The following is a 22,877-nucleotide window of genomic DNA, read 5'->3' as shown; positions in this document are numbered from 1 at the left end:
TTTTATTCTTCGTTAAGTTCTTAATATGACAGTTGGTTAGAACGATAATAATGCGCCAAAATTAATCAATCTTGCCTGCGGATAATATTGCCCTAATGCATTAACGGCTTCTGGGTCATACATTTTGATCTTACTCCACGTCATTAAGTTCATGCCATTTGCATATAGCCGTAAAGAACCAATGCCAATTTTACTACAAATGCTTGAGGCCAGATTATATCCTATTTCCACATTTTTAAGCCGCAAATAATCGGTGCTCCGCATCCAATAGGTATTGTTATAAGAATAATATTGATTGCCACGGTCTGTCAAACGTGGATAAACGCTACTTGGGTTACTGATGCTCCAGCGTTTATCATAGAATTCTTCCACAAAATTTCCGATCGATCCAGATTCATCTGTTCCTACACGTATCTCTCCTCCTGTAGCTCCTTGAAATAGTACCGATAAGTCAAAATCCTTATAGGTCAGACTAAAATTGAAACCTCCCTGAAATGTTGGGTCACTATTCTTGTCTCGTCTTACTTTATCATCGGGGGTAATCTTTCCGTCACCATTGAAATCTTTATATTTCATATCTCCAGGGCGTAAAGTTTTCGTAATGGCACTATAGTCCAATTTATTGTTGGCGATATCTTCCATGTCACGGAATACGCCGTCATAGACATAATAAATATCCGTTTTGATAGGTTTACCTGTACTTTGCTGCCATGCAGGGGCGCCCGGGGCTTCATCCCAGAAGATAATTTTGTTTTTAGCATAACCACCATTCACACCAACCGTGTACCCCAAATCTCCCACCTTGCCACGATAACCTAAGTTAAATTCCCAACCCTTGTTATCCACTTTGCCAATATTTTCTGCCGGTAATGTCATCCCTGTACTTTGTGGTATTGACGCATTTTTTCTCCATAGAATGGAATTACGGCGATTTTTAAAAATATCAAACTCGAAATTCAGCTTTCCTTGTAAAAATTGAAAATCAAACCCTAAATTATAGTTATTGGCAACCTCCCAAGTAATCATCTCATTAGGAACACGGCTTTCAAAAAGGGTTTTGGCTAGCTTATCATTGACGATATAAGTACCAAAGGAATAGGTTGAAAAATATTGATATTCTTGTAATTTATCATCATAGTAGATGTTGTCATTACCCATCTGGCCATATGACGCACGGATCTTGAAATAATTAATCACAGGGACATTTTCCTTCCAGAAATTCTCTTCCGACACGACCCATCCCGCCATGGCACCTGGAAAGAAACCGAACCTTTCACTTTCAGGGAACATATACGATCCGTCATAACGCCAAAGGAATTCTGCGATATACTTGCTTTTATAATTATAGCCAAATCGCCCAAAGTAATTTAGCCGCGCTCTTTTCCATGCAGATCCATCGTTATTTTTTTCCTGTTCTCCACCGGCAAAAAGATAGTCGATCGCATTTGAAAGAAAATAGCGACGATACGCGCTGAATTTATCATTATCAATTGTTTCTCTGTTGATACCGGCTATAGCATTTACCTGATGGTCACCAAATTTCCGCTCAAAGCTTAAGATTCCACCAAGTAAGATATTCAGTTGATCTTCATTGCTTTGGTTTAAATTTGGATCGGCAGGGCCACGTCTTCCAGGAACCAGTTGTGGTGTGCTGCCATCGGCCTCATAAGCGCCCTGCCAAGAATACAAAGTCCAGGGTGTAACCCATGTTTTTTGATTTTTTACATATTTGTCAACAGAGGCATTAAGTGTTAATTTAAGACCATCTATCCAGGGATTTGTAATCTCAACCTGACCATTTGTTTGAAAATAGTAGCGTTTATCATGATCGTAACCTGTCGCATTGGTCGTAATTACCACGGGGTTTTCGCCATTTTCGATATCTGGTCCCGGCATTCCATTAGGCCATATTGCTGGTTGTGTTGGATTTCCCCGCATCAGCATTCTAAAGACCGTGCCAGCACTCTTGGTGGGGAAATTTCGGTTTTCCTGTCTTCCTAAAACACCAAATTGTGTTTTGATATACTGACTTATATTGGCGTCCAGATTGATCCTCAAGTCATACTGTTTATAACCTGTAGCCGAATTTTTATAGTAGGCATCCTGATTTTGATACCCCAAAGACATCAGATACTTGACATCCTCAGTACCGCCATTGATTTGGAGGTTGTGGCGCTGTTGAGGTGACCAGTTTTTTAGCGTAGCTTTATACCAGTCAGTATTGGGATGCCCCCAAGGATCTGATCCGTCTTTGAACTTTTGGATATCTTCTGGTTTAAACGGCGCATCCAAAACTCCTCCACCTTGTTTATTGTAACTGCCTTTCTCGTTGATCGCTGTATAAGCAGCAGACCATTCTTCAACAGGGAGGTTATAAATTTCGAGTTCATTTCTAATTGCCGCAAACTGGGAGGCATCTGTTAATTTAGGAATAACGGTAGGTTGGGAATACCCTTGGTTGAACGTATAAGAAAACTGCGGTTTTCCTGTTTTTCCTCTTCTTGTCGTAACGAGAATAACCCCATTGGCTGCCCTGGCTCCATAAATAGCAGCAGAAGCATCTTTTAGAACCGAGATATTTTCTATATCTCGGGGATTAATACGATCAATTCCTCCTTCACGCGCAGGAACTCCATCAATAACGACTAAGGGACTGCTATTACCCAGTGTATTCGTTCCCCGGATTTTGATATTGGAACCATCGTAGCCAGGCTCGGCGCTCCCGTTGGTTGCTGTAACGCCCGGGACGCGTCCTGTTAATGCATTGGAAACGTTCAATGCCGGTGATTGTGCTAGATCGCTTCCCTTCACAGTGGCTACGGCACCGGTGACAGTCTCTTTGCGTTGCTTTCCGTAACCAACAACAACGACTTCTTCGAGATTCGATTCCGAATTAAGAAGTGTGATATCGATGGTCTGTCTTCCTTTTACAGCTTCATCCATAGATTGTTTGCCGACCATCCGGAAATTAATAATCGCACTTGCGGGGACTTTGTCTAACTTGTATCTACCTTGAACGTCGGTTTTAGTTACTAACTTTGTTCCATTGACGGAAACTGTTACTCCAGGAATTGGCATTCCAGATTCATCATGCACCGTTCCAGAAACACTTTGCTCCTGCTGAAAGAGAATTCCATAGCTTGCGAGGGTTGTAGCATCGACGATTTGGGGACTCAAGGCCACTAGTGAGCACAATGATCCAGTCCAAAACGCTCTCTTCCATTGATTTGAGAAATAATGGCAGTTAATCATAAAAACTGTTTAATTGTTTAAATTTTGTGTTTAATTAGTTATTTTTTTTACCTCTAAGACGTATCGGTTTAGGTGTCTACTGGAGGCGATTTATAATTGTTTATTTAACATGAAAATACGAAAATAAATATACATTGCAAGTGTTATTTTTACACTATTTAACACTATTGTTATTAAGTGATTGGTAATCAGATAATTTATTGAAAAACAAATCAATTGTAAATTCATTTTCTCAAAATTGTTTCCAGCGCTTTTGCTACTCAACGCAAGATCAAAGAACTAGTAAAACACTGCAAATAGAAAGTCCTGAGGAAAAGTACTTTTTATCATTTAGAAACTATATTATCAATTTTTCAAATATTAATACGCATATTTATCCTATATAATTAGATCTATAATTGATTTTTTCTAAACAACTATGTACCTACAAATAATGGGGCCAAAAACGGCTTTATTAATAGCGAAGAAATAGTTGTATCTACAAAAAAACTATGACTGTAAATATTAGGACAGAAAAGTCAAGTGACACAACGATTGTATTCGAACTGATCCGACTCGCCTTTGAAAACGAACAGTATAGCGATCATCAAGAGCACATTTTAGTAGAAAAACTAAGAAGGACAGCAGAATTTATACCACAACTGTCAATGGTAGCTGAAGCTGAAGGAGAAATAGCAGGCTATATACTCCTGACAAAGGTGAAGATTATCGATAAAGAGAATCAAAAAAACATCCGATTCTCTTGCCTTGGCTCCTGTCGCTGTGCTACCTCAGTTTCAAGGACAGGGAATTGGCGGTAAATTAATTCTTGGTGCTCATCAGATTGCAAAAGAAATGGGTTTTGATGAGATGACAGCTGGCGAACCTATCTAATACTTAATCGGATAATCTTGCATCAATTCAAACTGGTAGCCTTCTTTTTTTAATGCATCAATTAAAGTGGATAACTCCTGCTGCCCTTTTCGCGTTTGAAACATATCATCATGCATTAAGAAAACAACATTATTAGGTACCATTGAGCTTTTGTTGTTCATATAATTTCGGATATGAGACAAGGTAGACTCTTGGCTCTGTATGGGCGTACCAGTAACGCTATTAAGCCGCCACTCGACATCCCAGCCATAAATTGTATATCCGTTCTTATGCAATAGATCGGCTGTGCTGGATCCATTCTTAAGGTCAATCTTACGAACATTATCATATATCCAAATATTCCTTCCTGGAAGCCGAACAATTTTATGTTTTAAATGGAGATCTTTTTCATTCTTTTCAAAATCAGCAAAAGCATTTTGGGGGTTACTATAAAATCTTGAATATTGATTGTTTGCGTGCGTATAGCTGTGATTATAACAGGCTATAAGTGGATTGGATTCATAACGGGCAAGATCGCGTTTTCTTCCTTTGCTCATATTCGCATGTTTACCAATCAAGAATACACTCACTTTAATGTTTTTTTCTTTCGCAATAGAATCAATAAAAGCACTACCAATTAATGGGCCATCATCAAAAGTCAAATAAATATGTTTTGGTTGCTTATCAAATGCTTTCCGCAGGGAGTCCTTTAGCTCACGTCTTTGTTGTTTGATCGGAACAGGGTGTAGACTATCTACTGTAAAGTGTATCTGATTTTTCTGAAGCGAATCCCACCTATTCAACAAATGTGGTATTTTTTCCTTAACAACCAATTTCTCCGTAAGTGTGTCCTTCAGTTCGCCTTTTCCCAAGACTTTGTTTGAAAAATCCTTACATGCGGTTACACTAAACACTATACTACAAATGAAAAGTACCACAAACAACCTACTACACTTCATATCAATCGCTATAACTTAATGAATTTCTTTTTTCAAAATTACTACAAAAACCTATTTATTAACCATAAAATCTTACAAATCCCTACTTTCAGGGATAAGGTGAGTCATCTTCAACGATCCGGTATCGCTCTTTTTATGGCTTCAGTCTTTATTATAAATCCGATATAAGAAACTATCGTGCCACTTTTTTCGACCGTTGGTCTTTATTTCTTTTTAAAAAATAGTGCCTTGTTATACTCAAAATTCATACGTGCGATATTCAGTACAGATATACCTTGTGGACACTCTACCTCGCACGCTTCTGTATTTGAACAATGACCGAAGGACTCCTTATCCATTTGTTTGATCATATTTAATACCCGTTGACTACGCTCTTCCTTTCCTTGTGGTAATAGTGCCATATGGGTGATCTTTGCTGAGGTAAAAAGGGCCGCGCTGCCATTTTTGCACGTCGCCACACAAGCACCACAACCTATACAGGCTGCCGAGTCAAATGCCGATTCAGCTAATTCATGAGAAATAGGAATGGCTGTTGCATCTGGAGCCTGTCCTGTATTGATAGAGACAAATCCACCAGAAGAAATAATTCGATCGAATGCGGAACGATCCACTTTCAGATCTTTTTTTATATGAAATGCGGCTGAACGAAAAGGTTCTATGGTAATGGTATCCTTGTCTTTAAATGAACGTAAATGTAACTGGCAAGTCGTCGTATGCTTAAGGGGCCCATGTGCAATGCCGTTAATCATCATTCCGCACTGCCCGCAAATTCCTTCACGACAGTCGTGATCGAACTCGACGGGCTCTTCTCCTCCTGTTATCAACTGTTCATTTAAAGTATCCAACATTTCCAAAAAAGACATATGCGGATTTAGGTCAGTTAATGTGTACGTCACTAATTTGCCTGTAGCATTGCGATCCTTTTGTCGCCATATTTTAAGATATAAATCCATAATCATTCATTTTATTTATAGCTCCTAACAGTTGGTTGTATTTCTTTAAAGGTCAACGGTTCTTTGACCAACTCAGGTTCTTCATTTTCTCCCTTCCATAACCAAGCGGAAATAAATTGGTATTCGGCATCGTTACGTAGCGCCTCTCCGTCTGCAGTTTGATATTCTTCCCGAAAATGCGCTCCACAGGATTCATTTCGCGTCAATGCATCATAACACATCAGTTCTCCAATCTCAAAATAGTCTGCTACACGTCCGGCTTTCTCCAGTTCGCTATTTAACGTATCGGCCTCGCCGCTGACAATAACGTCCTTGAAAAATTCTTGTTTTAGCTTTCTAATTTCTTCAATAGCATAGCGAAGCCCTTTTTCATTACGTGCCAGCCCACAATAGTCATAGAGTATTTTGCCGAGTGTTTTATGGAAATAATCCACAGTTTTACTGCCTTTGATTTTCAAAAATACGTCGATTTGTTTTCTAACATCCTCTTCAGCACGTTCAAACGCAATATGATCTGTGGAAATTTTCCCCGTATGAATATCGTTTGCCAAATAATTGGCAATCGTATAGGGACCGATAAAATAGCCATCGACAGATGCCTGAAGCAGTGAGTTTGCCCCAAGTCTGTTTGCACCATGGTCCGCAAAATTAGCTTCGCCAAGCGCAAATAAACCTGGCAGACTCGTCATCAACTCATAATCGACCCATAAACCGCCCATGGAAAAGTGTGCAGACGGTGAAATCATCATCGGTACGCTATAAGCATCATATCCCGTAATCTTTTCATACATGTCAAATAGATTACCATATTTTTCCTGTATTTTCTGTTTCCCCTGTTCTCTGATAGCCTTCGCAAAATCAAGATAAACAGCATTTTTGAGTGGACCAATCCCAAAGCCGGCATCGATCCGTTCCTTTGCCGCCCGAGAGGAAATATCCCGTGGGGCAAGATTTCCAAATGCGGGATACCGTCGTTCTAAATAGTAATCCCGTTCTTCCTCCGGAATAGCGTTGGGTTCTCGCGTCTCACCTTCCTTCATGGGGACCCATATTCTTCCGTCATTGCGCAAAGACTCCGACATTAAGGTTAATTTAGACTGATAACTGCCCGATTGTGGTAAGGACGTCGGGTGAATCTGAATCCAGCTCGGAGAAGCCATTAATGCGCCCTTTTTATGTGCGCGCCAGATTGCCGAACCGTTACATCCCATAGCCAAGGTCGATAGGTAATATATTTTACCATAACCTCCTGTTGCTAATACAACTGTATGGGCCGCATGCCGTTCAATATCGCCCGTATCTAGATTACGTACGATAACACCACGTGCCTTTCCATCGATAACAACAACATCAAGCATCTCATGTCGTGTAAAAAGTTGCACGGTTCCCTTTCCTACCTGGCGCATAAGTGCCTGGTAGGCGCCCAAAAGAAGCTGCTGCCCGGTTTGGCCTCTTGCATAGAACGTCCGACTTACCTGTACGCCGCCAAAAGAGCGATTATTTAAATAGCCGCCGTATTCTCGTCCAAAAGGAACTCCTTGGGCTACAGCTTGATCGATCAAATTAAGTGAGCATTCTGCCATGCGGTATACATTTGCTTCACGTGCACGGAAATCCCCTCCTTTTAAGGTGTCAACAAACATTCTGTAAACGCTATCTCCATCATTTTTATAGTTCTTTGCCGCATTTACCCCGCCCTGCGCTGCGACGGAATGCGCCCGTCGCGGACTGTCCTGAAAACAAAATGATTTCACCTGATACCCCATCTCGCCAAGGGAGGCTGCAATAGAACTACCCGCCAACCCTGTACCAATCACGATAACATCCAATTTTTTGCGATTGGCGGGATTAACTAATTTGGCAGTCTTCTTATAGCGTGTCCATTTTTCATCCAATGGCCCTTCTGGTATTTTTGAATTTAATATCATGATTTATCCGCTTTAGTTTACTGTAAAGAATATATAAACAGGCATCATGGCAAAGCCCAAACTAATGATAACCGAATAGCCAATGCCAAGGATCTTAAACCATTTGACAAATTTTGGATGAAATAATCCTAAGGTTCGAATTGCGCTATGAATCCCGTGAATAAGATGATAACACAAGGCTATCATAGATAATACATAGATAAGGACGTACCACCATTGTTGGAAGACAGCGATGACCAAAACATATAAGTCCTTGTTCCCCCGCTCATCAAGCGGGGTTGCACCAAATTTGTATACATACCAAAAATTCTGAAAATGGATAACTAAAAAGATGAGAATTATAGTACCTAAAATTCCCATATTACGCGAGTACCATTTGCTTGCTCTTCCGCGATGATCCGATTTATAAACAGCTCCCTCCTTTTTATTTTTTAATGTAATGACAAGGCCATCTAAGGCATGAAGGATAATGCTGGCATAAAGTACATAAGAGATAATCTTGATCAAGATATTGCCCGCTAGAAAATGTGAGTAGGCATTAAATTGTAAATGTGCTTGTTCCTGCGGCAAGAATAGCTGTAAGTTCCCTAGGAAGTGAATCAGCAAAAAGAACGCTAAAAACAATCCAGTCAGGCACATGAGCATCTTTTTTGACAAAGTAGATAACATAATAAGATCCTAATTTTTAATAATAACCTATAACCTTCATCCACAATCCACCAACACCCATGTAAATCACCAATAATACGATACCGATTTCCAATCCACGCAACCACCATGATTTTAAATCAACATAGCCACTTCCGAAAAATACCGGTGCAGGGCCATGGCCATAATGTGTTAATACACCATAGATGGAGCCTAGAAATCCAAGCATCATCGCAAGCAGCATTGGTGGAATGCCTAAAGAAACACCGACACCCAACAAAGCGGCATACATCGCTGCTACATGGGCAGTGGCGCTAGCGAAAATGTAGTGACTAAAGAAGTAAACAAGAATAATGACAGGAAAGGCTATTTGCCAGCTCAAATCACCAATCTGTACTTTAATCAAATCACTAAACCAGCCGATGAATCCCAATTCGTTTAATGAACTGGCCATCATGACCAACACAGCAAACCAAACAATCGTATCCCATGCTCCTTTTTCTGCTTTAACATCCTCCCAGGTCAACACAGAGGTTAGTAACAGTAGCGTTAAACCTATAAAAGCCGTCGTTGTAGCATCAATTGAAAAGGATCCACCAAAGATCCATAATGCCAATAAGATAAAGAATGCCAAAAGCATTAACCACTCATTCCTCGAAATAGGCCCCATCTCTTTTAGTTTCTGTGCCGCCATCTTCGGCGCATCGCCTGTTTTTTTTAATTCAGGCGGATATAATTTGTAAAGAACAAGCGGTACCACAAAAAAGGCGACAATACCAGGTATGAATCCCGCAATGGCCCAGGACATCCAAGTAATGTCGATTCCCAGGTTAGCAGCAAATTTTTGACACATTGGATTACTGGCCGTCCCAGTCAAAAACATCGAAGATGCGATAAGATTCATATAATAGCTATTTAAAGTAAGATAGGATCCCAATTTCCGATGTGTCTCTGGTTTATCGGGGACGGAATCAAAACTAATAGCCATGGATTTCATAATTGGATATATAATTCCACCGCCTCGAGCCGTATTGCTCGGGATTGCTGGAGCTAAACAGACGTCTGCCAGTCCCAATCCATAGGCTAACCCGAGCGAACTTTTTCCAAAAACACGAATGAAAAGAAATGCAATCCGATTGCCAAGACCGGTTTTTATGAAACCGCGAGCAATAAAAAAAGAGATACCAATCAGCCAGATAACTTTGTCGCCAAAACCGGTCAAAGCTTTGGTAATGGATTTACCAGCATCTCCGGGGGCCAACACTTGTGTCAGCGCAGTAAATGCTATGGCCATCATACACATGGTACCCATTGGAGCTGCTTTTAAAATAATCCCAAGAATAGTTGCTGCGAAGATAGCAAAGAGATGCCAAGCTTCTGGGCTGACTCCTTTCGGTATTGGGATAAACCATAAAATGAGTGCCACAAGAAAAGTGATGGCAATATTTTTAATACTGATTTCTTTCATAATAAGCGTGGTTTAATAAATTAGAATCGACTTTGCACTTGAATAATAAATAAGTTCTTATTGAATTCACTGGTATTTTCGGTCTGCTTTTTATACCGGTCTAACTGGACACCAAGCTGAATCCTTGCACCATAATTTTTTAAAAATTCTAGACCGAACATCGGTGTGTATGTTTGACGTCCATTTGCATTTAGTTTATAATTAGGATCAATGTATTCATATCGGCAAGATAGCTCGAAAGCGCTTAGGTTGAAATAATTTACTTCGTATCTTAAGTTTGGAAGAAAATAAATACCCCGTACAAGGTAATCGCTCAATTTGGAGCTACGAGCACTCTCGTCCAACGAATAGTACAGGCTATGATTGATCGCCTGTTTTGCTTCCAGCTGCATATCGAGATTCCAGCGCTTGCCAAAGTTCACATTTCCGGTTAGATCAACACCCAATGCGTGCACCTGTTTTTTCATAACCTCGCCAATCCCCCCATTGAGCCCTAAGTTAACACTATACTTCTTCGAAAGGCCAAAGACAAGACGCGTAGCATATTGTTTGCCATTGTCGTTATCGACTACCTGATTTTTTCCATTTCCATTTACCACGGATAACGAGTAGCTAAAAGGCATTTCCCCAAGCGTGGTCTCACCTGTCGCTGCCACGCCGATCTGAAAGCTTGCCCAGCCGAGTTTGCCAAACTCAAGATATTGATTGGACCAATCCAATGATTTGATAATATCAATTGGATAAGTCTCTTCAATACCAAACCAGGGACGGAATTGGCCTACTGTAATCGCCAATTTGGGACTAAATGTATATTTCAAATAAGCATTTTCGAGAACTTTTGTTTTCGGATCGCTTTTAAAATCCGCGAGATTTGCCAAAACTGTCACCTCTGTGCGTTTGCTAATTTGGGCACGCATCTGAACGCGCATATACTTCACCATAAAATTGTTGTCCGTACCAGAACCATCACTGTGATGCAGTCCATTAACGTCTACATCTTTTGTGCCACTCACAAGGTATCTGGCCTGAAATAAACCTTTTACCTGAAGCTTGGGATAAATCGTATCATCCTTGGTTAGTTTTACAGAATCTACTTTGCTTTGTTGTTCGGTCCCTACTTCTTGCCCGTTGGCCAGGTTATTCAATAGTGAGCACGCAATAAGGAGTGGAATGTAATGTTTCTTCATATCAAAACAATTTGGCCTTAGCGAGTAGCCCGGCCTACTTTTCGTTGTTAATAATGTTACTTCTTCGATTTGGTATTGTAGTAACAACAGATAACATTAGAAAATGTTTTGTTATTTTAATATAATTTAATAACTGTAAGAAAACCAGTCCGATTCTAAAATGGTATCGTGTAAATTCCATGTTTTTGTGTAATTTCACGGACGAACATTAAACTAATCTAATTTTCAAATTCGCAGATTGATCTTTTAAGGAGCCATTGAACTCACTGAAAACTTCGCGCGTAAATTATGGTATGCAATTTTTAGAATCGATAAATATTATGAAAGAAAAATTAATCAAGACATGTTTTATTTGCCTGCTTCTCCTGATCATTCAGGGTTTTTCAATAACCACAAGCCACGCTGCTGACAAAGAAAAACCCGCCATGTTTTGGACTTGGCTAGATTACAACGCCAAAACAAACTTTGATTCAATTTGCCGTGAGATGAATTATTTAGGAATCGATGGCGTAATGTTAAATGCCGCCAGTCCAGACGAGTATCGGGTAGCAATTCCCATTGCAAAAAAATATGGCATCCAAGTTATCGCGTGGCTTTGGACGATGAACTTGGAACATGACAGGGATAAAATACTCCAAGAACATCCGGATTGGTTCAGCGTCAATCGAAATGGTAAAAGTCTGGCAGATACCACTGCATACGTTGGTTATTATAAATTTTTGTCACCTGTTGTGCCCGGAGTAAAAGAGTATATCCGTAAAAAAATCGAATCCTATTGTGAAGTCGAGGGATTGGAGGGGATTTCTATTGACTATAATCGCTACGTGGATGTTGTCCTCCCTACAACCCTTTGGCCTAAATACAATATTGTTCAAGATCGTGAATACCCAGCTTGGGATTACGGTTACCATCCAATTGCAATAGCGAAGTTCAAGAAACAGTATGGTTATGATCCGAGAGCACAAAAAGATCCATCGAAAGATCTAAAATGGCGCCAATTTCGTTGCGATCAGATAACCGATATCGCCAATATGATTGCAGACATCGTTCACTCCCATGGTAAAACAATGGCTGCATCCCCATTTCCGACTCCCAAAATGGCTTCTCGTATGGTGCGCCAAGATTGGGGTAAGTGGAATTTGGATGTTGTTTTTCCGATGGTATACAGCAATTTTTATACAGAAGATCCAAGCTTTATTAGAGATTGTACATTAGAAAATGTGCGCGATAAAGGAGCAAATACGACGCTATATTGTGGATTGATGGCTAAAAATAATGAAGAAATATTTGCCGATATGGATGAGGCGCTAAATAATGGTGCGCAGGGAATTTCTATTTTTACCATCCATAGCTTAAAAGATCCGCAGATAAGGGAAAAATTTAAAAACTATACAGCTGCTGCGAAAGCTAAAAAAGCGCAAAATAATGGAACTTTAACCCATTCGGCACATGTGAAAATCGAAAATAATCCTTTCAAAAAAGAAGGTATTATGAAATTAATCAACCAAAAGATACAAGATTTGGTACGCTCAGAAAATCCTGCTGCCAGCCCGATAGCATTATCAAAATATAAAAAAATAGATGCATACGATGTAACTCAAAAATACCTGGTTACTGATCAGGTGAGCAAAAAGAATTTTTACGTCACCTTCTTTTTCTATGGCGGTATACTTTCCGGTTGGAATGTTGATCCAGCTCCAAATGCAGCCTAAAGGATGACCTACTAGATGGAGGTGCTAAAATGTTACTTATTTGGCACCTCTTTTCTTTTAATACACTGTTCCCTATCTTTGGAACAAACAAATACTGAAAAAATGAGAAAAAATGTCAGGTTGGTAGCCTGTATTATAGGTTTGATATGTTCCGGATCAATTACTGTATCGTTTGCTCAAAACAACATTCAAAACCAGCGCAGTACTAAGAGCGCGATCATTGATAAAGCGCTATTGGATAAAATATTGGATAAAAATAGGCAATCATTCAAAGAAGGTAAAGTGGCTGATTACATCCCGGAATTAAGTAAAGCCAATGCAGCATCTATCGCACTTTCGGTGGTAAATAGTGATGGAACAATCGTTAGTATCGGAGATGTACAACAAAGATTTACAATTCAGAGTATTTCAAAAATTGTTTCCTTGATGGTTGCTGTATTGGAAAATGGCGAGGAAGTTGTTTTTAATAAAATGGGATACTATGGAACAGATAAACCCTTCAATCATTTTGCGAATTTGGAAACATCGGGTAAACCGCTCAATCCGATGATGAACGCCGGCGCCATTTTAACGACATCGCTTATTAAAGGAACAGGTGAGGAACCTTTTGTTAAAATAAGGGATATGATTCGCTTTATAACGAATAATGAAAAAATCGATTACAGTAGATCTGTATACCATTCGGAACGGGAGACTGGAAATCGAAACAGAGGCATGTTCTACCTGATGCGCAACAATGGACTCATTGATGGTGAAGGTGAAGACAAACTCAATAATTATTTTAAGCAGTGCTCCATTGAGATAACTGCGGAGGATCTGGCTAAAATAGGTTTCTTTTTTGCCCATCATTGCGTGCGCTATGATGGAAATAAGCAATACTATAACCCAGATCTATCTCAGCTAGTTCAATCACAAATGCTCATTGCAGGGATGTACGAATTTAGTGGCGAATATGCCAGAACTGTCGGACTTCCAAGTAAATCGGGCGTTGGTGGCGGAATCACAGTAAGTGTACCGAATAAAATGGGTATAGGGGCCTACAGTCCAGCATTGGATCAACATGGCAACTCTGTTGCAGCATATCGCATGATATTGGACTTGGTAAAAGAGAAATCGCTGGGCCTCTTTAATTAGTTTTCAACCTTTCAAAATCATATGACACGAACAGAACCCATAATTGCTGTAAAGAGCGTCTCCAAAAGCTCGCTATTCTACCAAAAGCTTTTGGGCTGTACCAGTCAACATGGCGGCGAAACATTTGAAATTCTCACGGATAACGGGACTGTCATTCTCTGTTTACACAAATGGGGTGAGCACGACCACCCTACTATGCAAGATCAAAAACATGCGGGGAATGGATTTATTTTATTCTTTAGAGTAGACAATTTACAGCAAATCTTCGAAAACGCTACTTTGTTAAATGCATTCATAGAGAAAGATATACATTACAATGAGAACTCGCTAAAGGATCAATTTATCCTGCGTGACCCCGACAACTATTACCTGATTGTATCAAACTAGGCTACTATAGCTGTATATCGATTGAATGGAGGCTTGTCTTCATACGTAAAATTTCCATTCTTAAACCAGTTTAATTTTTTTAGCGTATACTAATCGCAACTTTGTCTTATCAAAACTTAAAACAATGAACACACGATTGAATATTGCAAAAGTAGATGCGGTAGCCTATAAGGCGATGATGGGATTGGAAACCTATCTCAATGATATTTTTTTAAATCCAATTCAAAAGGAACTCATAAAAATACGTGCTTCTCAAATCAATGGCTGTGCCTTTTGCTTAGATATGCACACGAAGGATGCGCTGAAGTATGGTGAAACGCCACAACGGATATTTTTATTAAATGCCTGGCGGGAAACGAATCTATTCACTAAGGAAGAACAGATTTTGTTGGAGATGACAGAGGAGATCACATTGATACATCAAAAGGGTTTGACAGAAAGCACTTTTCAAAAAGCAAAAGAAATATTTGAAGAAAAGGAGATTGCACAGATTATTTTGGCGATCATTACCATAAATGCGTGGAATAGAATTGGCATCAGCACCCATTTAGAACTATTAAAGTAGTGCTACGCTTTGATTACAAAAAAGCCTCTTTCAATATTGGAAGAGGCTTTTTTCATTGCTAAATATATTCCTGTTTTTTCCAATAAAAATCCCGATTATCCTTTATCTTTATTAGGAAAACCAATATGAATGCATGATTATGAAAATCCTAAAAAAAATCCTAATTGTTTTGGCGATCATCATCGCTATTCCCTTAATTACTGCAATCTTCGTCAGTAAAGACTTCTCGGCCCAGAGTGAGATAACAATCAATAAGCCAAAGCAGGAAGTGTTCAACTACGTGAAAATGCTTAAGAACCAAGATAACTTTGGTGTATGGCAACTATCAGACCCGCAAATGAAAAAAACTGAACAGGGTGTAGATGGTCAAGTCGGCTATAAATCCAGCTGGGATGGTAAGAAAGTCGGTAAAGGTTCACAGACCATTACAAAAATCGTCGAGGGCGAAACAATTGAAACGGCCCTCGATTTCGGTATGGGTGAACCAGCCAAGGGTTATTTCATCTTAAAAGAGATCTCGCCTAATCAAACTTTGGTGACCTGGGGAATTTCAGGAAAATCGCCCTATCCATGGAACTTTATGAACTTATTTATGAATATGAATAAAGACTTCGATCAGGGTCTGAAAAACTTAAAAAATAGACTAGAATAGCGACTATACAATGCAAAAAAAAGTGGTTAAAATAAACTTTACTTTAACCACTTTTTCTCATTTTTAAAAGGAACAAAATTTATCTTCTGCGCATTAAAATTCGTAGAATGTACCAGAACAGCAACATGATTGATGAAAATAGCTGCAAGGCTGCCCCTACATATTGTTCGTTGCCGTAACTATACTTCAGATTTTGAGTTTGATAGAGTATGCTTCCAGAAGCAAGTGCAATCATGGCAACCGAAAACCATAATCCAAGTTCAAAACCAAAAATAGCTCCAGCAACAATTGCCCCCAAAGATAAGAAGCCTCCAATCACCAGGATATTTCTGAGAAATGAAAAATCTTTATTGGATACAAATGCAACGACAGTAAGGCCGGTAAACAAGGCCAAAGTCATTATACTTGCCTGATAAATGACACTAATTCCTTCGGTCATAAATACCGCCATAAAAATCATCGGCAGGAAGATGATTGCCTCCAGTACAATATAGAATGCTAGGCCTAAATATTGGGTTTGACGGCTTTGCGAAAGTGTCCATCTTGATGAAAGTGTGGAGCCCAACCAAAAACATCCCAATAAGAACAACCAAATAAATTTTCCGCTAACCATCCAAACGATAAAATCATAAGGGATCAATTTGATCAGCAAAGTTTCCAAAACGATAAATGCTAAAATCGAAAGCGCAACATGAAGATAGGTTTTTTTATAAAAAACGCCCCTTTCAGCGTCATCATTGATAAGAATATACTCTTGTGATTCCATAAAACAAATACAATAGATTAAATAAGGATTAAAAATAAGCATTTATTCTATTTTCACAAGAAAGAAGTTTGCATAGGCTTATAAAAAAAGAACCCCGCCTAGCGGGGTCCATTCAAACAAACAACTTATTTCCAGCCTCCTCCCAAATCTTTATAGATATTGACAACAGCATTGAGCTGCTGCTTCTTTGTTTCTATCAATTCAAGTTTTGAATCCAGTACATCGCGTTGTGTCATTAAAACCTCCATATAGTCTGCCCTCGCTGATTTAAAGAGATCATTTGACACAGACACGGAATTATTCAGAACCTCAACTTGTTTTGTTTTGAAATCGTAGCTGCGCCCGAGGTTTTCAATATTAGAAAGTTGTGTAGAGACTTCTAAGTAAGCATTCAGAATCGTCTTCTCGTAATTATATACCGCCTGTATTTGTTTCGCGTTGGCTGTATTAAATTCCGCTTTAAGCCCATTTTTGTTGATCAAAGGTGCTGCAAGCTCCCCTATTAGATTATACAAAACTGATTCAGGCATCTTAAATAGATAAGAAGGCTTGAATGCCTGTAAACCCAGAGCAGCCGAAATCTCCAAAGAAGGATAAAACTCTTTCCGCGCGATCTGTACGTCCAACTTCGCGGCAGCGAGCTCATACTCGGCCTCACGAATATCAGGTCTATTGCTTAGTAGTTGGCTCGGTATACCTGTCTTAACTTTCGCCGGGATCAGATCGACAAAATTGCTTTTGTCACGTTTGATCTCTTGTGGGAAACGTCCCAATAGAAAATTAATACGGTTTTCAGTTTCTTTGATCTGTTGCCGCGTCTCAAATTCCATACCTTTGGTCTTCAACACTTCGGCTTCAAACTTTTGAACCGCCAGTTCTGTTACACGAGCAGCCTGTTTCTGCAATCGGATTACCGAAAGCGCATTGTCCTGAAGCTCGATATTTTGTTTGATAATAGCCAACTGATTGTCCAATGCCAATAATTCATAATACGAACGGGCAACTTCGGCAATAAGGCTACTTAAGACAAAATTTTTCCCTTCTACCGTAGCAAGATAACGGTTCAGTGCTGCTTGTTCGGAGTCCTTCAGTTTTTTCCAAACATCGATTTCCCAACTGGCATACGCACCAATGGTCAAATCTCCTAGTGGATCCGGCATTTCCTTTCCAGGGGCAATTTCTGTACTGGCATCACCGGCCCCCTGACTGGTGTATCGTCCAACTTTTTCAACACCACCTCCGGCACGTAAACCAACAGTGGGTTTCAATGCTCCTTTTCGTAAAAGAATATCATTCTTTGCGATCGCCAACTCCTGCAAAGTAACATTCAGCTCCTGATTGTTTTTCAACGCTGTATCGATCAATACAACTAAATTTGGATCCGTAAAAAATTCACGCCACTTAACCGACGCTGAATTCGTTGTATCTGATTGAGCTACATCTGTATACTGCTTCGGAACGAATTTATTCTCCTGTATTTGTGTCGCTTTGGGAACCTTACATCCCGTCACTGCTGCTGAAAGCGAAAATGCAATGACCCATTGTATTTTTCTGCGATTAGTCATTATTATCAAGTTCTTCAGTTAATGGATTTTCATCTTCGTGTTTAATAAGCTTGCGTTTGGAGGCAATAGTCCCGAAGATAAAGTATAAGCCCGGTATCACCACAATACCAAAAACCGTCCCTAACAACATACCTCCCGCTGCCGCTGTACCGATCGTACGGTTTCCAATTGCACCTGGGCCTGAAGCCATAACTAAGGGAATCAACCCGGCGATAAAAGCAAATGATGTCATCAAAATAGGTCTAAACCTTACTTTTGCACCGTCCAAGGCAGCCTCAATGATACTCAATCCCTGCGAATGCCGTTGAGCGGCAAACTCAACAATCAACACGGCATTTTTACCAAGTAGACCGATAAGCATGACCAAAGCAACCTGCGCGTAAATATTGTTTTCCAATCCCAATAACTTCAATAGTAGAAATGCCCCAAAGATTCCGATTGGTAAAGAAAGCAACACCGCAAAGGGCATAATAAAGCTCTCATATTGAGCGGAAAGTATCAAGTAAACGAAACCGAGACAAATTAAGAAGATATAAATTGCTTGATTTCCACGACCTACCTGATCTTTGGAAATACCAGCCCAATCAATGCCATAGCCTCGTGGTAAGGTCTTGGCAGCGACTTCATTAATCACCTGAATTGCTTCACCACTGCTATAACCTGGTGCGGCAGAGCCCGAAATTTCAGATGCCATATACATATTGTGCCGGGTGATCTCAGAAAGACCGTAAACCTTTTCCATATGCATAAATGCTGAAAATGGTACCATTTCGTCTTTATCATTCTTCACATATAGTTTTAAGATATCTTCCGGCAAAGCCCTGTATTGCGGCAAAGCCTGAACCATAACTTTATATTGACGGTCATACTTAATGAAATTTGTTTCGTAATTACTGCCCACCAAAGTCGAAAGCGTATTCAGTGCATTATCAATGGTAACACCCTTCTGTTGCGCCAGATCATTATCGATATGCAACATATACTGCGGAAAACTTGCACTATAGAAGGTAAATACAGACGATAATTCAGGCCTTTTGTTCAATTCACGCACAAAATCCTTACTTACCGTTTCCATTTTCTTGTAGTCGCCAGAACCTGCTTTGTCCAGAAGACGAAGCTCAAATCCACCCGCAGCACCATAGCCCGGTACGGCCGGCGGTTGGAAAAACTCGATAGACGCTCCTGGAATATTTTTGGCAGCGGCCTCCAGTTGCTCTATGATCTCCTGCGAGGATTCTTTACGTTCTTCCCAGCTTTTCAAGTTGATCAAACAAGTACCTGTATTTGCCCCGGTTCCTTCAGTCAGGATTTCATAACCAGCCAATGAAGATACCGATTGTACACCATCAATGTCTTCAGCTTCTTTTTGCAAGGTCTGGGCCGCTAGATTGGTCCGTTCCAATGTCGATCCTGGCGGCGTTTGAATAATAGCATAAATCATCCCCTGATCTTCATTGGGGATAAAACCTGCAGGAACAGCATTATTCAAAAAATATGCGCCAATACAAAAACCAATTAATACTAAAAATGTAAAAACGCGCTTATCCACTATGCCCTTCAACAAGTAAACATATTTGTTGGACATCTTATCAAACAATCTATTGAAAGAATCCAGGAATTTATCGATAATGGATTTCTTTCTTGCCTTTCCATGGTTATTCTTCAGCATAATCGCACATAAAGCCGGAGTGAGTGTCAATGCCACAACACCCGATAAGATGATGGAAGTAGCCATGGTAATGGAAAACTGCCTATAGAATATCCCTACGGGGCCAGACATAAAGGCAACCGGAATAAAAACCGCCGCCATAAGGAATGTGATCGCAACAATGGCACCACTGATTTCGTGCATCGCTTTTTTGGTCGCCTTATAGGCCGAAATATGAAGCTCTTCCATTTTAGCATGGACAGCCTCAATAACCACAATCGCATCGTCCACAACCACACCTATGGCAAGCACCAGTGCAAACAATGTGATCAAGTTGATGGTAATGCCAAAAAACTGCATGAACAAAAATGATCCCACCAATGAAACCGGCACTGCAATGGTTGGAATCAAGGTCGAGCGCCAATCTCCTAAGAATAGAAAAACCACAATAGCAACAAGCACAAATGCTTCCAATAAAGTATGGACTACTTTTTCCATGGATGCATCCAAGAATTTTGATACGTCATAGCTAATTTCGTAATCCAGCCCTTTCGGAAAGGAAGCTTTCAATTCCTTCATTTTGCTTTTAACGTCTTGGATTACCTGAGAAGCATTACTTCCATAGGATTGTTTTAAGACAATCGCTGCAGATGGTTTTCCATTCAGTGTAGAGTAGATATCGTACATCGCCGAACCGAATTTGATTTCCGCAACATCTTTTAAACGTAACATTTCACCATTTTCACCCGCACGTAAAACGATATTGCCATAACCTTCCGTAGTTGTAAAACGCCCCGGGTATTTCAATACATATTCAAAAGACTGGGAGGTCATACCAGACGACTCCCCGGCTTTACCTGGTGAAGCTTCCAAACTTTGCTCGGATAAGGCTTTCATCACCTCTTCTGCAGAAATCTTGTAGGCTGTCATACGATCAGGTTTCAACCAAATACGCATCGCTAATTCGCGTGTTCCAAGAATATTTGCCACCCCGACACCGTCTACCCGACGTAATTCGGAGACAATATTCATGTCCGCATAGTTATACATAAAATTTCCATCAAGCTCCTTGTCTTTACTGTAGAGATTGATGTACATTAACATATTGGATTCTTCACGTGTAATCTTCACCCCTTCACGGACCACAATTGGCGGAAGCTTGTTAACCACAGAGGCTACGCGGTTCTGTACATTTAAAGAAGCCTGATTCGGATCCGTTCCTAGGTTGAATACGACCTGAATACTTGCTTCCCCGTCATTACCGGCATCGGAAGCCATGTATTTCATTCCAGGAACCCCATTGATCGCACGTTCCAGCGGAATGATAACTGATTTAATCATCAACTCACCATTGGCTCCAGGATACTCGGCAGTGATGTTCACCTTCGGTGGCGATATTGACGGAAATTGTGTTACAGGAAGCTGTACCATAGAAAGCACACCCAAAAACACAATGATCAGTGATATCACGATCGAAAGTACTGGTCTATTTATAAAACGACTAAACATAGTAATTTAACTGTAAGGGATCTATTCTGTTTTTAACTTCAAATTTGAGATGGCGTCTTTAGGTTGCACAAAGCTGTAGCTGATTTTATCATCCTCTTTTGCTTTCTGAATACCATCCAACAAAAATTTATCATCTTTTTGAAGTCCGCTCGTTACCACATACAGATCTGGTAGGGAGTTACCAATGGTGATATGACGGGCTTTTAATTTGCCCTCCTTATCGATTACATACACATATTTACGGTCCTGCATTTCGTATGTCGCTTTCTGTGGAATAATTAAAACCTGTTTCAGCGGAAAGTTCATCACCACCTTGCCGCTCTCGCCATGTTTTAATAGACGGTTTGGATTGGGAAATTTCGCTCTAAAAGCAATATTTCCCGTCTCACTGTTGAACTCACTTTCTATGGTCTCCACAAGACCATTTTGAGCGAACAACTCATTATTGGCAAGCAACAAGCCGACATGAGTATCTCCACGTTTACTCACGTTAGTTTGATAACTTAAATATTCAGGTTCGGAGACATTGAAATAAACCAGCATCTCACTGTTGTCGGACAGACTTGTCAATAATTCACCTTCATCCACCAAACTTCCCAATTTCAATGGAATCCGATCAATGGTTCCGTCAAAAGGTGCCCTGATTTCTGTAAAGGAGAGATGTAATTTTGCAATCGCAGCCTCAGCTTTGGCTTGCTCAAGTTTTGCTTTAGCCATCGCGAGTTCATTGGGCGATACGACATTTTTATCGGCAAGCGTTTTTGTATTTTGAACTTCAATTTCTGCTACATTAACTTCTGCCGAAGATTTACGGTATTCGGCCTCATACATCTTCGGCATAATCCGAAAAAGTAATTGCCCTTTATGGACAAATTGTCCTTCATCTACGAAAATCTGCTCGAGATAGCCCTTTTCCTGAGCCCGAAGCTCAATATTTCGGAAAGACCTAATCTGGGAAACAAAGTCCTTACGGATAGTTGTGTCCATTTGCACCGGAGAGGTCGCTGTAAATTTCTCTTTTTCTTCCTTTTCTTCCTTTTTGGAAGTACACCCGATTTGGCATAAGGTAATAGCCAAACTAGCGAGCATAAATACTCTTTTCATTTGTAAGCGTCTAATTAAAAAAATAAGTTTGATTGTTTGTTGTCTTGGTTGGTGAAATGACCTCTACTTTGGTTTATGGTCGTTCCGACTTGTTCATAGATTGTACAAATCGATTACGACTGAGCAGAGCATCCCTTAGGATATCCACCAAAGCATATGAAATTTCGAAGGGTATATTTTAAATTCTCCAGTTTTGTTGAAGAACGTATCTTTGAGGGAAAAGATAGGCTATGAAATTGCAAAAAGGTATCTTCTTTGCAAATCGAAAAACGAAAACAAAAAGGACAATAGCAAAAAGTAGCAGCGCAACAAATTGGGATGTCACCTGCAAATCCTTGGTCAGTTGAAAATTTTCGGCATCAAATTCCTCGATAACTGGATTATCACTGTGAATATTACCGTAAAATAGCGGATCGATGTGGTCAACTGATGCGTCAATATACTGCTGTACATCAGCATGATTATGCTGATACATAAAACTAACAGTTGGTCGGTCGGATTCAATGAGCACGGCATGGCTATTACTGCTTCTGATAAATAAGAAGCATAAGAATAAGAATATCGTAACAACCGCTTTCATTGCGGAGC

Annotated in this window: 19 protein-coding genes; 7 read left to right on the top strand and 12 right to left on the bottom strand. The window is 40.0% G+C overall.

The genetic code is table 11. The features are described from left to right. Nucleotides 1-36: 36 nt before the first annotated feature. The gene (locus B3H30_RS11285; protein WP_083295857.1) at nucleotides 37-3,252 is read right to left on the bottom strand and encodes a SusC/RagA family TonB-linked outer membrane protein; all 3,216 of its coding nucleotides are present in this window, start codon (nucleotides 3,250-3,252) and stop codon (nucleotides 37-39) included. A 491-nt stretch (nucleotides 3,253-3,743) separates the two neighbouring features. On the opposite strand from B3H30_RS11285, the gene B3H30_RS24760 reads away from it, so the two are divergent. Continuing rightward, nucleotides 3,744-4,052 (top strand): GNAT family N-acetyltransferase, encoded by a 309-nt coding sequence (locus B3H30_RS24760; protein ID WP_070564064.1) that lies wholly within the window; start codon nucleotides 3,744-3,746, stop codon nucleotides 4,050-4,052. Continuing rightward, entirely contained in the window at nucleotides 4,015-4,125 is a 111-nt protein-coding gene (locus B3H30_RS24860; protein WP_201639204.1) for a GNAT family N-acetyltransferase, read from the top strand. Before B3H30_RS24760 ends, B3H30_RS24860 begins: the two co-directional genes overlap by 38 nt. Here B3H30_RS24860 and B3H30_RS11275 read toward each other — a convergent pair. The 6 genes from B3H30_RS11275 to B3H30_RS11250 all read right to left on the bottom strand — a co-directional run bounded on the left by B3H30_RS11275 (nucleotide 4,122) and on the right by B3H30_RS11250 (nucleotide 11,247). Continuing rightward, nucleotides 4,122-4,976 carry a polysaccharide deacetylase family protein gene (locus B3H30_RS11275; protein WP_236590847.1) on the bottom strand — a complete coding sequence of 285 codons (855 nt, stop codon included), beginning with the start codon at nucleotides 4,974-4,976 and terminating at the stop codon, nucleotides 4,122-4,124. The two genes, B3H30_RS24860 and B3H30_RS11275, sit on opposite strands and share 4 nt — an antisense overlap. 290 nt (nucleotides 4,977-5,266) lie before the next feature. Then, nucleotides 5,267-6,016, bottom strand: coding sequence for a succinate dehydrogenase/fumarate reductase iron-sulfur subunit (locus B3H30_RS11270; protein WP_046673445.1), 750 nt, complete (start codon nucleotides 6,014-6,016; stop codon nucleotides 5,267-5,269). An 11-nt stretch (nucleotides 6,017-6,027) separates the two neighbouring features. Then, a complete protein-coding gene (locus tag B3H30_RS11265) occupies nucleotides 6,028-7,944 on the bottom strand; it encodes a fumarate reductase/succinate dehydrogenase flavoprotein subunit (RefSeq protein WP_286710293.1) in 1,917 nt (638 codons plus the stop codon). Between the two features lie 12 nt (nucleotides 7,945-7,956). After that, entirely contained in the window at nucleotides 7,957-8,613 is a 657-nt protein-coding gene (locus B3H30_RS11260; RefSeq protein ID WP_070564055.1) for a succinate dehydrogenase cytochrome b subunit, read from the bottom strand. A gap of 16 nt (nucleotides 8,614-8,629) precedes the next feature. Beyond that, a complete protein-coding gene (locus tag B3H30_RS11255) occupies nucleotides 8,630-10,060 on the bottom strand; it encodes an anion permease (RefSeq protein ID WP_046673349.1) in 1,431 nt (476 codons plus the stop codon). 20 nt (nucleotides 10,061-10,080) lie between these two features. Beyond that, nucleotides 10,081-11,247 carry a porin gene (locus B3H30_RS11250; protein ID WP_083295856.1) on the bottom strand — a complete coding sequence of 389 codons (1,167 nt, stop codon included), beginning with the start codon at nucleotides 11,245-11,247 and terminating at the stop codon, nucleotides 10,081-10,083. A 320-nt stretch (nucleotides 11,248-11,567) separates the two neighbouring features. Between B3H30_RS11250 and B3H30_RS11245 the strand changes: the two genes are divergently transcribed. The 5 genes from B3H30_RS11245 (at nucleotide 11,568) to B3H30_RS11225 (ending at nucleotide 15,697) form a co-directional block, all read left to right on the top strand. Further along, the gene (locus tag B3H30_RS11245) at nucleotides 11,568-12,959 is read left to right on the top strand and encodes a hypothetical protein (protein ID WP_070564513.1); all 1,392 of its coding nucleotides are present in this window, start codon (nucleotides 11,568-11,570) and stop codon (nucleotides 12,957-12,959) included. A gap of 102 nt (nucleotides 12,960-13,061) precedes the next feature. After that, a complete protein-coding gene (gene glsA / locus B3H30_RS11240) occupies nucleotides 13,062-14,093 on the top strand; it encodes a glutaminase A (RefSeq protein WP_070564052.1) in 1,032 nt (343 codons plus the stop codon). 21 nt (nucleotides 14,094-14,114) lie between these two features. Next, the gene (locus B3H30_RS11235) at nucleotides 14,115-14,480 is read left to right on the top strand and encodes a glyoxalase (RefSeq protein WP_070564049.1); all 366 of its coding nucleotides are present in this window, start codon (nucleotides 14,115-14,117) and stop codon (nucleotides 14,478-14,480) included. 124 nt (nucleotides 14,481-14,604) lie between these two features. Then, nucleotides 14,605-15,045 carry a carboxymuconolactone decarboxylase family protein gene (locus B3H30_RS11230; protein WP_070564046.1) on the top strand — a complete coding sequence of 147 codons (441 nt, stop codon included), beginning with the start codon at nucleotides 14,605-14,607 and terminating at the stop codon, nucleotides 15,043-15,045. Nucleotides 15,046-15,184: 139 nt separating this feature from the next. Beyond that, nucleotides 15,185-15,697 (top strand): SRPBCC family protein, encoded by a 513-nt coding sequence (locus B3H30_RS11225; protein WP_046673443.1) that lies wholly within the window; start codon nucleotides 15,185-15,187, stop codon nucleotides 15,695-15,697. Nucleotides 15,698-15,776: 79 nt separating this feature from the next. Here the strand turns inward: B3H30_RS11225 and B3H30_RS11220 are convergent, their stop codons facing one another. The 5 genes from B3H30_RS11220 to B3H30_RS11200 form a co-directional block, all read right to left on the bottom strand. Continuing rightward, the gene (locus B3H30_RS11220; protein WP_046673344.1) at nucleotides 15,777-16,463 is read right to left on the bottom strand and encodes a Bax inhibitor-1/YccA family protein; all 687 of its coding nucleotides are present in this window, start codon (nucleotides 16,461-16,463) and stop codon (nucleotides 15,777-15,779) included. Between the two features lie 125 nt (nucleotides 16,464-16,588). Beyond that, a complete protein-coding gene (locus B3H30_RS11215) occupies nucleotides 16,589-18,028 on the bottom strand; it encodes a TolC family protein (protein ID WP_070564043.1) in 1,440 nt (479 codons plus the stop codon). After that, complete coding sequence (locus tag B3H30_RS11210; protein ID WP_070564040.1) at nucleotides 18,021-21,185, bottom strand: efflux RND transporter permease subunit; 3,165 nt, start codon at nucleotides 21,183-21,185, stop codon at nucleotides 18,021-18,023. Before B3H30_RS11210 ends, B3H30_RS11215 begins: the two co-directional genes overlap by 8 nt. A gap of 21 nt (nucleotides 21,186-21,206) precedes the next feature. Further along, on the bottom strand, nucleotides 21,207-22,289 hold the full coding sequence (locus B3H30_RS11205) for an efflux RND transporter periplasmic adaptor subunit (protein ID WP_046673341.1): 1,083 nt from the start codon (nucleotides 22,287-22,289) through the stop codon (nucleotides 21,207-21,209). 178 nt (nucleotides 22,290-22,467) lie between these two features. Next, nucleotides 22,468-22,764 (bottom strand): hypothetical protein, encoded by a 297-nt coding sequence (locus B3H30_RS11200; RefSeq protein WP_070564037.1) that lies wholly within the window; start codon nucleotides 22,762-22,764, stop codon nucleotides 22,468-22,470. Nucleotides 22,765-22,877 lie beyond the last annotated feature (113 nt).

Source organism: Sphingobacterium sp. UBA7038 (assembly GCF_002494055.1).
GTDB classification, from domain to species: Bacteria; Bacteroidota; Bacteroidia; order Sphingobacteriales; family Sphingobacteriaceae; genus Sphingobacterium; species Sphingobacterium multivorum.
Note: the sequence above shows the minus strand (reverse complement) of the source record. Positions and strands in the feature narration are given on the sequence as shown.

Excerpts from the sequence above, each read along its gene's own strand:
- B3H30_RS11285 (WP_083295857.1), bottom strand. The coding sequence starts at position 3,252 with ATGATTAACTGCCATTATTTCTCAAATCAATGGAAGAGAGCGTTTTGG.
- B3H30_RS24760 (WP_070564064.1), top strand. The coding sequence starts at position 3,744 with ATGACTGTAAATATTAGGACAGAAAAGTCAAGTGACACAACGATTGTA.
- B3H30_RS11270 (WP_046673445.1), bottom strand. The coding sequence starts at position 6,016 with ATGGATTTATATCTTAAAATATGGCGACAAAAGGATCGCAATGCTACA.
- B3H30_RS11265 (WP_286710293.1), bottom strand. The coding sequence starts at position 7,944 with ATGATATTAAATTCAAAAATACCAGAAGGGCCATTGGATGAAAAATGG.
- B3H30_RS11260 (WP_070564055.1), bottom strand. The coding sequence starts at position 8,613 with ATGTTATCTACTTTGTCAAAAAAGATGCTCATGTGCCTGACTGGATTG.
- B3H30_RS11255 (WP_046673349.1), bottom strand. The coding sequence starts at position 10,060 with ATGAAAGAAATCAGTATTAAAAATATTGCCATCACTTTTCTTGTGGCA.
- B3H30_RS11250 (WP_083295856.1), bottom strand. The coding sequence starts at position 11,247 with ATGAAGAAACATTACATTCCACTCCTTATTGCGTGCTCACTATTGAAT.
- B3H30_RS11245 (WP_070564513.1), top strand. The coding sequence starts at position 11,568 with ATGAAAGAAAAATTAATCAAGACATGTTTTATTTGCCTGCTTCTCCTG.
- glsA (WP_070564052.1), top strand. The coding sequence starts at position 13,062 with ATGAGAAAAAATGTCAGGTTGGTAGCCTGTATTATAGGTTTGATATGT.
- B3H30_RS11235 (WP_070564049.1), top strand. The coding sequence starts at position 14,115 with ATGACACGAACAGAACCCATAATTGCTGTAAAGAGCGTCTCCAAAAGC.
- B3H30_RS11230 (WP_070564046.1), top strand. The coding sequence starts at position 14,605 with ATGAACACACGATTGAATATTGCAAAAGTAGATGCGGTAGCCTATAAG.
- B3H30_RS11225 (WP_046673443.1), top strand. The coding sequence starts at position 15,185 with ATGAAAATCCTAAAAAAAATCCTAATTGTTTTGGCGATCATCATCGCT.
- B3H30_RS11220 (WP_046673344.1), bottom strand. The coding sequence starts at position 16,463 with ATGGAATCACAAGAGTATATTCTTATCAATGATGACGCTGAAAGGGGC.
- B3H30_RS11215 (WP_070564043.1), bottom strand. The coding sequence starts at position 18,028 with ATGACTAATCGCAGAAAAATACAATGGGTCATTGCATTTTCGCTTTCA.
- B3H30_RS11210 (WP_070564040.1), bottom strand. The coding sequence starts at position 21,185 with ATGTTTAGTCGTTTTATAAATAGACCAGTACTTTCGATCGTGATATCA.
- B3H30_RS11205 (WP_046673341.1), bottom strand. The coding sequence starts at position 22,289 with ATGAAAAGAGTATTTATGCTCGCTAGTTTGGCTATTACCTTATGCCAA.
- B3H30_RS11200 (WP_070564037.1), bottom strand. The coding sequence starts at position 22,764 with ATGTATCAGCATAATCATGCTGATGTACAGCAGTATATTGACGCATCA.